At 72.5% G+C, this 10027-nt stretch carries 7 protein-coding genes; 5 read left to right on the top strand and 2 right to left on the bottom strand.

Annotated features, from left to right (window positions below):
• The first annotated feature begins 514 nt into the window (after positions 1-514).
• The 3 genes from IQ251_RS06910 to IQ251_RS06920 are packed head-to-tail and all read left to right on the top strand — an operon-like array spanning position 515 to position 5284.
• Positions 515-2287, top strand: coding sequence for a glycoside hydrolase family 3 protein (locus IQ251_RS06910; protein WP_370591237.1), 1773 nt, complete (start codon positions 515-517; stop codon positions 2285-2287).
• 5 nt (positions 2288-2292) lie between these two features.
• The gene (locus IQ251_RS06915; protein ID WP_193927601.1) at positions 2293-3534 is read left to right on the top strand and encodes an exo-beta-N-acetylmuramidase NamZ family protein; all 1242 of its coding nucleotides are present in this window, start codon (positions 2293-2295) and stop codon (positions 3532-3534) included.
• Between the two features lie 10 nt (positions 3535-3544).
• Complete coding sequence (locus IQ251_RS06920; protein WP_193927602.1) at positions 3545-5284, top strand: serine hydrolase domain-containing protein; 1740 nt, start codon at positions 3545-3547, stop codon at positions 5282-5284.
• A gap of 7 nt (positions 5285-5291) precedes the next feature.
• On the opposite strand, the gene IQ251_RS06925 is transcribed toward IQ251_RS06920, so the two are convergent.
• Entirely contained in the window at positions 5292-6911 is a 1620-nt protein-coding gene (locus tag IQ251_RS06925) for a purine-cytosine permease family protein (protein WP_193927603.1), read from the bottom strand.
• Between the two features lie 229 nt (positions 6912-7140).
• Here IQ251_RS06925 and IQ251_RS06930 point away from each other — a divergent pair, with 229 nt between their 5' ends.
• Positions 7141-8061, top strand: a complete 921-nt coding sequence (locus tag IQ251_RS06930; protein ID WP_193927604.1) for a MurR/RpiR family transcriptional regulator — start codon at positions 7141-7143, stop codon at positions 8059-8061.
• A complete protein-coding gene (locus tag IQ251_RS06935; RefSeq protein WP_193927605.1) occupies positions 8058-8975 on the top strand; it encodes an N-acetylmuramic acid 6-phosphate etherase in 918 nt (305 codons plus the stop codon). Before IQ251_RS06930 ends, IQ251_RS06935 begins: the two co-directional genes overlap by 4 nt.
• A gap of 3 nt (positions 8976-8978) precedes the next feature.
• Here the strand turns inward: IQ251_RS06935 and IQ251_RS06940 are convergent, their stop codons facing one another.
• Positions 8979-9908: a nucleoside hydrolase gene (locus tag IQ251_RS06940; protein WP_193927606.1), complete on the bottom strand. Its 930-nt coding sequence runs from the start codon at positions 9906-9908 to the stop codon at positions 8979-8981.
• Between the last annotated feature and the right edge of the window lie 119 nt (positions 9909-10027).

The raw sequence follows: 10027 nt of genomic DNA on the forward strand, positions 1-10027 counted from the left end.
CGGAATGACAAGGCGGGCGCGTCGGATCACCAGCCCGCCGGCCGGGGCGGGAACCGGGTGAGCGCACTCTTGCAGGCACCGGCGGCACGGTCTACAAATGGTGGTGCGGACCCTGGTTGGCCAGGGACGTTACGGAGGAGAAGTGGCGTCCTCCCGAGCAGGCTCCGCGCGCGAGGCTCGGTGAACCCACGCGTCACCGCTGGTGCGGTACAGGTCGGCCACAGGGTTGCGGACCAGGACGCTGGACGCCTAGCCCGGATACAGTTCCGACGAAACAGCACGCTTGGTAACCCGAGACCTCGCGCGACGTGGCGGCGCCCGCTGAACACCGGCGGGCGTCGCCCTGCGTCTGGGGCCCGCGCCGCCATACCTCCCCGGCCGGGACGTCGTTGACCGGCGGGTCGCCGGTGCGTAACTTCCGAGATCGATCACGCGGTGCGACCTGCACCGTCGGCGGTTGCCGCCGATTTCCAACGAGGCCCGGCGTGCGGGCCCGTTCCCCGGGGGAGGGCCAGTGGCCAAGAGTCCGCGTCCGCGCCGCACCACGGCCGCACTGAGCGCCGTCGCGGTGGGCTGCGCGGCGCTCACCGCCGCGGGCGCGGTCCGGCCGGAACCACCGCGCTCGACCGAGCCCGCCGAACTCCTCGGGCAGATGTCGCTGGAGGAGAAGGTCGGCCAGCTGTTCGTCACCTACGCCTACGGCAGCACCGCCGATACCGCCCACCCGGACAACCAGGCCGAGTTCGGGGTGGACACCCCCGCTGAGCTGGTGCAGAAGTACCACCTGGGCGGGATCATCCACTTCAGCTGGACGGACAGCCTGCACGATCCGCGCCAGGTCGCCGAGCTGTCCAACGGTCTGCAGGACGCGGCCACCGGTGCCGGGGCCGGGGTGCCGTTGACCATCTCCATCGACCAGGAACAGGGCCGCATCACGCGGATGGGCAAACCACTCACCCAGTTCCCGGGCAACATGGCACTCGGCGCCAACGGCAGCCCGGCCGATGCCGGGGACGCGGCCGCGATCACCGCTCGCGAGCTGCGCGCGATGGGCCTGAACCAGAACTACGCGCCCAGCGGCGACGTCAACGTCAACGCGGCCAACCCGGTGATCGGCGTGCGGTCGTTCTCCTCGGACCCGTCCCTGGTAGCCCGGCTGACCGCCGCGCAGGTGCGCGGCTACGAGGACTCCGGACCGGCTGGCGAGACGGTGTCCTCCTCGGTGAAGCACTTCCCCGGCCACGGCGACACCGCCGAGGACAGCCACACCGCGCTGCCGATCGTCGGGCACGATCCGCAGCAGTGGGAGCGGGTGGACGCCCCGCCGTTCCGCGAAGCCGTCGCCGCCGGGGCCGATTCGGTGATGAGCGCGCATCTGCTGTTCCCCGCGCTGGACCGCTCGGGAGAACCGGCGACGCTGTCCCCACCGGTGCTCACCGGCAAGCTCCGCGAGGAACTCGGCTACGACGGAGTCGTCGTGACCGACTCGCTGAAGATGGACGGTGTGCGCGCGGCGCACCCGGACTCGGAGATCCCGGTGCTGGCCCTGGAGGCCGGGGCCGACCAGATGCTCATGCCGCTGGACCTGGACGCGGCCATCGGCGGCGTGCTCGACGCGGTGCGCTCCGGCAGGCTCACCGAGCAGCGCATCGACCGCAGCGTGCAGCGCATCCTGGAGATGAAGGCCGGGCGCGGGGTGCTCGACGATCCGCGCGTCGACCCGGCAGCGGCCGAATCCCTGGTCGGTGCGCCGGACCACGTGCGGCGTGCGCAGGAGATCACCGACCGCTCCACCACCCTGCTGCGCAACGACGGCGCCCTGCCGCTCGGCCGGGACACCCGCCGCGTGCTGGTGGCCGGGGCGGACGAGGACGCGGCCAGCGGCACGGCCGAGCGGATCCGGGCGCGCGGACCGGAGACCGAGGCGATCACGACCGGCGAGGCACCGGAACCCGGGCAGATCCGGGACGCCGTCGACCGAGCCCGCGGCGGGGATCTCGCCGTGGTGCTCACCGACTCGGCCTGGGAGGACGGCAACGCGGGGCAGCTGGAGCTGATCCGCGCGCTGCGCGAGGCGGGCGTCCCGGTGGTCGCCGCCGCGGTCGGCGATCCCTACGACGCGGGACGGGCCGAGGCGTCGGCCTGGCTGGCCACCTACTCCGACCAGCCGGTCGCGCTGGAAGCGCTGACCCGCGTGCTGTTCGGCGAGACGGAACCGGCCGGTGCCCTGCCGGTCGCGATCCCGGGTCCGGGCGGCTTCCCGTTCGGCCACGGGCTGGGGTGGTGAGCCCGGTGGCCGTCACCCGCCGCGGATTCCTGAGCACGAGCGCGCTGGCCGTACCGGTCGGCGGGGTGCTGACCGGCGCCGCCTGCGCAGCGCCCGCGGCCGGACCGGACGGGGGCGGGCTGCGCTGCGGGGCGGACGTCGCCGCCGCGGACGGCTGGCGTGCCATCAGCGGACGGCGGGTGGCGGTGCTGACCAACCCGACCGGGGTGCTGCGGTCCTTCCGGCACATCGTGGACGCCATGCACGAGTCCGGTGGCGTGCGCATCGCCGCGGTGCTCGGGCCCGAGCACGGTTTCCGCGGCACGGCGCAGGCGGGCGCGGCCGAGCAGGACGGTACCGACCCGCGCACCGGGCTCCCGGTGCTGGACACCTACGGCGCCGACGCGCAGCGGCTCGCGCGCACGCTGCGCGACATCGGCGCCGACCAGGTCGTGTTCGACATCGCCGATGTGGGCGCGCGATTCTACACCTACATCTGGACGATGCTGACCGCATTGCGCGCAGCCGCCGAGATCGGCGCGGGCTTCCTGGTGCTGGACCGGCCGAATCCCGTCGGCGACCGGGTTTCCGGTCCGCTGCTGGATCCCGCGTTCAGTTCCGGAGTCGGTGAACTGCCGATCGCGCTGCAGCACGGGATGACGGTCGGCGAGCTCGCGCGGATGTTCGCCGCCGAGCACGTCGACGGCGCACCGCAGCCGGAGGTCGTGCAGGTGGAGGGTTGGTCGGGCCGCCGACCGGCCACGGGACCGTGGGTACCGCCGAGCCCGAACATCCCCACGCCGGACACCGCCGCGGTGTACCCGGGGACCGGGCTGTTCGAGGGCACGACGCTGTCCGAGGGCCGCGGGACGACCCGCCCGTTCGAGACGATCGGCGCCCCGGGCATCGACTGGCGGTGGGCCGAAGCGCTCGGCGAACGCGGCATCGGCGGGATCCGGTTTCGCGAGACCTGGTTCGAACCGGTGTCCGGCAAGCACGCGGGCAGCACCTGCGGTGGTGTGGCACTGCACCGCACCGGTGAGCTCGACCCGGTCGCCGCGGCGGTGCACATGCTGGTCACCGCGCGCGAGCTCTACCCGGAGGTGTTCGGTTGGCGCGAAGACGGGATGGCCGACCTGCTGTACGGCTCGGACCGGCTGCGCAGCGCGGTGGACGCCGGAACGGGCGCCGAGGAGATCATCGAGTCCTGGGCGCCGGACATCACCCGGTTCCGCGAGCAGCGCGAACCGCATCTGCTGTACCGCTGAGGGGGAAGCGATGGGCAGGAGAGCACTGGCCGCGGTCGTGCTGTCGGCGACCGTGCTGACCGGTTCGGCGACGGCCGATCCCGGCCAGGTCGGCGGGCACTTCGACCGGCCGCGCACCGGGTTCGCCCCACCGGGCACCACGCTGCGTGACGGCACCGCCGAACAGGCCGGCCTGGATCCGGAACCGCTGGACGAGGCGCTGGGCCGGATCGCCGCCTGGACCGGTCCGACACCCGGCCGCGAGCACCCGATGTACGCGGGAGCGGTGAGCCTGCTGGCGCACGACGGCATCGTGGTGCGCCGGGAAGCGGTGGGCGAACAGCTGCGCTACGCCGACGACCGCGGCACCGAACTGCCCGCCGAGCAGCGGGAACCGATGCGCACGGACACGATCTTCGACGCGGCCTCGATCACCAAGCTGTTCACCTCGATCGCCGTGCTGCAGGAGGTCGACGCGGGCTCCGTGCAGCTGGACGAGCCGGTGGCGAGCTACCTGCCGGAGTTCGGCGTCAACGGCAAGGAGGACATCACCGTCCGCCAGCTGCTCACGCACACCTCGGGGCTGCAGGCCGAGGCGCAGCTGTGGAAACTGCCCGAGCAGGACCGGATCCCGTCCATCATGCGGCTGGCCCCGGAGCGGCCACCGGGCACCGGTTACACCTACTCCGACCCGAACATGATCGTGCTCGGCGTCCTCGTGGAGCGGATGTCCGGCGCACCGCTGGACCGGGTGGTCGCCGAGCGGATCGCCGGGCCGCTGGGCATGTCGGACACCGGATTCCGCCCGCCGGCCGGCAAGCACCCGCGCATCGCCGCGACCGAGTACTCCGCCGATCCGCCGCGCGGCATGGTGCGCGGCGAGGTGCACGACGAGAACGCCTGGTCGCTGGGTGGTGTCGCCGGCCAGGCGGGCGTGTTCACCACCGCTGACGACCTCGCGGTGCTCGGGCAGGCGATCCTCAACGGCGGCGAGCACGACGGCGCCCGGGTGCTGTCGACCGAGGGGGTGCGCCGGATGCTGACCGACTTCAACGGCGATTTCCCGGGCGACGCGCACGGTCTCGGCTTCGAGCTGGATCAGCGCTGGTACATGGGCGGATTGAGCGGGCCGCGCACCGCCGGGCACACCGGGTTCACCGGTACATCGCTGGTGCTGGACCCGGCGTCGCGGTCGGTGGCGGTGCTGCTGACCAACCGGGTGCACCCGAACCGGGAGTGGGGCTCGAACAACGCGGCGCGGGAGACGTTGGCGCAGGGGCTGGCCCGTTCGCTGGCGGTGGATCCGGCGCGCGGCTCGCGGTCCTGGTTCGCCGATCCGGCCCGGCCCGCCGAGCTCACCTCGGACGCGGTCGGGCCGGTGCGCGGGCCCGCGCAGGTGTCGTTCCAGGCGTTCGTGGACACCCAGCACGATCCGGACGGTGCGGACCGGCTGCAGCTCGAAGCCGATGTGGACGGTGCCGGGTGGCGGCCGGTCCCGCTGCGCGCCGACGGACCGGGCGCCCCCGAGGGCGAAGTCGCGGAACTGGCCGGTTCCGGGCACCGCGCCTGGTGGGACGTCCGCGCCGAAGTCGATGCGCCGCCGGGGGCGCAGATCGGTCTGCGGTGGCGCTACCTCCCGGACGAGCAGTACGTCGGCCGGGGCGTGCACGTGGACGGCATCCACGTCACCGACCACCGCGGGACGCTGCTGGACGGGGAGCTGGACGACGAGCGGCTGCATTCCCGCGGCTGGGCGGAAACCGGCCGCTGACACCGGTTCAGCACGTCGCGGGCAGCACGTGCTCCCCGGTGCGGTCGGTGGTCAGGCACAGCGAGCAGATGACCCCGCCGCGCGCGGAGGCCAGCACGTCCGGCCGCTCGTACTCCTGCGCGCAGACCCGGCAGGTGTAGCGGGTGTCGACCGGTGTCCCGTCGGCGTCGAACCGCGGTTCGGCGATCCCGTCGTCGGTGCGCCGCAGGTAGTACCGGCCGCGGGTCAGCACCGCCAGCAACGGGGTGGCCACCAGCGCGATGAGCACCGCCGCGATCGGCGAGTAGGGGGCGACGGCCGGGCCGAACGCGCCGAAGTACATCGCGATGGAGATCCCGGCCGAAGCCAGGAAGGACAGCACGCCGACCGGGTTGACCGCGTGCAGCATGCCGCGCCGGAACTCGGGGCGGCGCGGGGAGATCCGCAGCACGTACTTGTTGATGGCGATGTCCGCCGCCACGGTCACCACCCAGGCGATGGCGGTGTTCGCGTAGAAGCTGAGCACCGAGTTCAGGAAGGCGAACATGTCCGCTTCCATGAGCACGAGCGCGACCGCCAGGTTGGCCAGCACGAACACGTTGCGCCCCGGGTAGCGCCGCGTCACGCGGGTGAAGGAGTTCGTCCAGGTCAGCGAGCCGGAGTAGGCGTTGGTGACATTGATCTTGACCTGGCTGATCACCACCAGCACCACCACCAGCGGCACGGCCAACGCCGCCGGCAGGAACAGCTCGTAGATGCCCAGGAACTGCTGCACCGGTTCGGTCGCCGCGGCACCGGCCACTCCCGCGATGAAGAACGCCAGGAAGGCGCCGGTGGCCTGCTTGACCGCCCCGAACAGCACCCAGCCGGGCCCGGCCAGCAGCACGGACGCCCACCAGGAACGCTTGTTGCGCTCCGTGCGTGGCGGCATGAACCGCAGGTAGTCGATCTGTTCGCCGATCTGCGCCATGAGCGACAGGGCGACACCGGCGCCGAGCATCACCGCGGCCGGGTTGAGCCCACCGCCCTCGCTGCCGGTGAAGGCCAGCCACTCGCCCACCGAACCCGGATCGACCGCGACCAGGTAGCCGAGCGGCCCGATCATCAGCAGCAGCCAGATCGGCGTGGTCCACACCTGCATCGTGCTCAGCGCCTTCATCCCGTAGATGACCAGCGGGATCACGATGAGCGTGGTGATCAGGTAGCCCAGCCACAGCGGGACGCCGAGCCCGACTTCGAGCCCCTGGGCCATGATCGCGCCCTCGGTGGCGAAGAAGATGAAGGTGAAGCCGCCGAAGATGACGCTGGTCAGCACGGATCCGTAGTAGCCGAACCCGGATCCGCGGGTGATCAGGTCCAGGTCGAGGTTGTACCGCGCCGCGAAGTAGGCCAGCGGCAGGCCGGTGGTGAAGATGATGGTCGCGGCGACCAGGATCGCCGCCAGCGCGTTGACCGTCCCGTAGGTGAGCCCGATGCCGGCGCCGATGGAGAAGTCGGCGAGGTAGGCGATGCCGCCCAGCGCTGTCGTGGCCACAACGGCGGGCCGCCACCGCCGGTAGCTGCGCGGCGCGAAGCGCAGCGTGTAGTCCTCCAGCGTTTCCCGCGCGGCGTTCTGCCCCGCAGCGGGCAGGGTCGTGTCGACCGACATCCGTTCCTCCTCGGCGAACCGGTGGGCGGACGGCAGTCTGCGATCCGGATGTTTCCGCGCACAGCACCGAGCCGTTTCCGGCCGGTGAAGCCCGGCGAGTTCTCGCCAGTGCTGCGCGCGGGGCAACCCGGACGAGCCCGGGTGCCGTCCCCGTCAGAGGTGCCGCGGAGAGGACGACGTGAGATGGCAAATATTGACGAAAACTGCTGCGGGTCAGTAAGTTTCCGCCGTGGGTAGTGACGCGACATCCTCGATCGGCGCAACGAGTCCGCTGGTCACCATCCGCTCGCTGCTTCCGGGCCTGGCCCGCGCCGAGCAGCGGGTGGCGAAGATCGTGCTGGACGGCCCGGAAACCATCGCGCGGCGCAGCATCACCGAGGTCGCCGAGGCCGCGGCCACGAGCGAGACCACCGTCACCCGGTTCTGCAAGGCGATCGGCGTCGGGGGCTATCCCGACCTGCGGATCGCACTGGCAGCCGAGACCGCGCGCGCCTCCCCGCGGGATCGCAGACTCGGCGGGGACATCGAACCGGACGACGACCTGGCCGCCGTGGTCGCCAAGGTCGGCTACGCGGACGCCATGGCCGTCGAGGAAACCGTGGGCCAGCTCGACCGCGACGCACTGCAGCGGGTCGTGGACGCGATCGGTCGAGCCCGCCGCATCGACATCTACGGGGTCGGCGCCAGCGCCTTCGTCGCCCTCGACCTGCAGCAGAAGTTGCACCGCATCGGGCTGACCTGCTTCGCGTGGTCGGACACGCACAACGCGCTGACCTCGGCGGCGGTACTCGGGCAGGACGACCTGGCGATCGGCATCTCGCACAGCGGCGCCACCAGCGAGACGGGCGAGGCGTTGCGCCAAGCCGCCCGCAGCGGTGCCACGACCGCGGTGCTGACCAACTTCGCCCGTTCCCCGCTGACCGAGGTCGTGGACGAGGTGCTCACCACCGCCGTGCGCGAATCCGGCTACCGCTCCGGCGCCATGGCCAGCCGGATCGGCCAGCTGGCGGTGGTGGACTGCCTGTTCGTGGCGGTCGCGCAGAGCCGGATGGAACGCACCGAGTCCGCACTGGAGGCCACGTTCGAGGCGGTGCGCGATCATCGGCTCGACGCCAGACCGGACCGCCGCCGACACCGGGAGCAGGGATGAGCCGACAGCACACCGCGCGGGTCAGCAGCCCGACCGAGCAGCGCAACCCGCGCACCGCCGACATCGACCTGCTCCCCACGCTGGACGTGCTCAGGCTGCTCAACGCCGAGGACCGGGAGGTCCCGAAAGCCGTGGAGCGCGCGCTGCCCGACCTCGCCCGCGCGGTCGACCTGGGCACCGCTGCGCTGCGCGCGGGTGGGCGGGTGCACTACGTCGGAGCGGGCACCTCCGGCAGGCTCGCCGTGCTGGACGCGGCCGAACTCGTCCCCACGTTCAACGTCCCGGAGGACTGGTTCGTCGCGCACCAGGCGGGCGGTCCGGCGGCACTGCGCACCCCGGTGGAGAACGCGGAGGACGACGCGGACACCGCCGAGCGGGAGATGCGCACTGCGGTCGGACCGGACGATTTCGTGCTCGGCCTGGCCGCCTCCGGCCGCACCCCGTACGTGCTGTCCGCGCTGCGCACAGCCCGGCAGCTCGGCGCGGCCACCGCCCTGGTCACCGCCAATCCGGGGGCGACCGGCACCGCAGCCGATGTGCTGATCACCGTGGACACCGGCGCGGAACCGATCACCGGGTCCACCCGGATGAAAGCGGGCACCGCGCAGAAACTGGTGCTCACCTCGCTGTCCACCACGATCATGGTCCGCCTGGGCCGGACCTATTCGAACCTCATGGTCAGCATGCTGGCCAGCAACGCGAAGTTGCGCGGCCGCACACTCACCGTGCTGCACGAGGCCACCGGCGAATCGGACGAGGTGTGCGCGGCAGCGCTGCGGGAGGCCGACGGCGACCTGAAGACCGCGCTGGTGCACCTGCTGTCCGGTGCCGATCCGGGGCGGGCCGCCGCGGCGCTGGCGGTCAGCGGCGGGCAGGTCCGGGCCGCGCTGGCGGCGCTGACCGACCCGGCCTGAGCCTCATACCTGCGGCAACCGCTCGGCCACCCGGTGCAGCGCGTCCGCGACCAGGTCCCAGAACGCGTCGGTGTCCAGCGTGGTCAGCACGTCGGCGTCCGGCTGCGCGGCGGCGAAGTCCACCACGGTCATCCCCGAGGTGTGCTCCCCGCGGGTCTCCACCCGCACCGCGGCCGGGTCGGCGCGGAAGATCTCCGGGGCGATCGCGTAGGCCACGGCGCACGCGTCGTGGATGACCGGGCCTTCGCGGTAGTCGACGTGCTGCTCGTAGACGTCCAGGCACGGCGCGAGCAACTCCTCCTCCAGCCTGCCGAGACCGGCGAATCGCCGGCGCACCGGCGCGCTGAGCTGCGCCTGGTGCGTCAGATCCAGCCCGGCCATGACCGCGCGCCAGTCCGCACCGAAGGCCATCGCCGCCGCCTCCGGATCGGCGTGCACGTTGAACTCGGCGGCCGGGGTGATGTTCCCGCGGGTGCTGGATCCGCCCATGACGACGAACTCGCGCGCCCACTCGGCGATGCGCGGTTCCTTGCGCAGGGCCAGCGCGATGTTGGTCAACGGCCCGACCGCGATCAGGCTGATCTCGCCGGGCTGCTGCGCCAGCGACTCGATCAGGAAGTCCACCGCGTGCTCGGCGACCGGTTCGCGCGCGGGGTCCGGCAACTGCGCGGCGCCCAGCCCGGTCTCGCCGTGCACGTGCCCCGCGGTGCGCGGCGGGCGCATCAGCGGCCGGTCGGCCCCCCGCGCGACCGGTGCCGCGATCCCGTAGAAGTCCGCCAGCCGCAGCGCGTTGTCCGTGGTGCGCGGCAGCCCGACGTTGCCGGCCACCGTGGTGACCCCGACCAGATCGACGGCCCGGCTGCCGTGCGCCAGGGCCAGTGCCAGCGCGTCGTCGATGCCCGGATCGCAGTCGATGATGATCTTCTTCGACACGCCTCAGCTCTCCTGCACGGCGTCGGCGATCGACTTCGCTTCGCGCGCACCGGATTCCAGCGCGCGGCAGCAGTAGGTGATCCAGCCCGCCACTCCCCGGGCGTCCCCGCCCGCGAATC

Origin of the sequence: Saccharopolyspora montiporae, assembly GCF_015209505.1 — a bacterium.
Taxonomy (GTDB): domain Bacteria; phylum Actinomycetota; class Actinomycetes; order Mycobacteriales; family Pseudonocardiaceae; genus Saccharopolyspora; species Saccharopolyspora montiporae.

Bases quoted from the DNA above. Each gene is read 5' to 3' on its own strand.
- IQ251_RS06925 (WP_193927603.1), bottom strand. From the start codon at position 6,911: ATGTCGGTCGACACGACCCTGCCCGCTGCGGGGCAGAACGCCGCGCGG.
- IQ251_RS06920 (WP_193927602.1), top strand. From the start codon at position 3,545: ATGGGCAGGAGAGCACTGGCCGCGGTCGTGCTGTCGGCGACCGTGCTG.
- IQ251_RS06935 (WP_193927605.1), top strand. From the start codon at position 8,058: ATGAGCCGACAGCACACCGCGCGGGTCAGCAGCCCGACCGAGCAGCGC.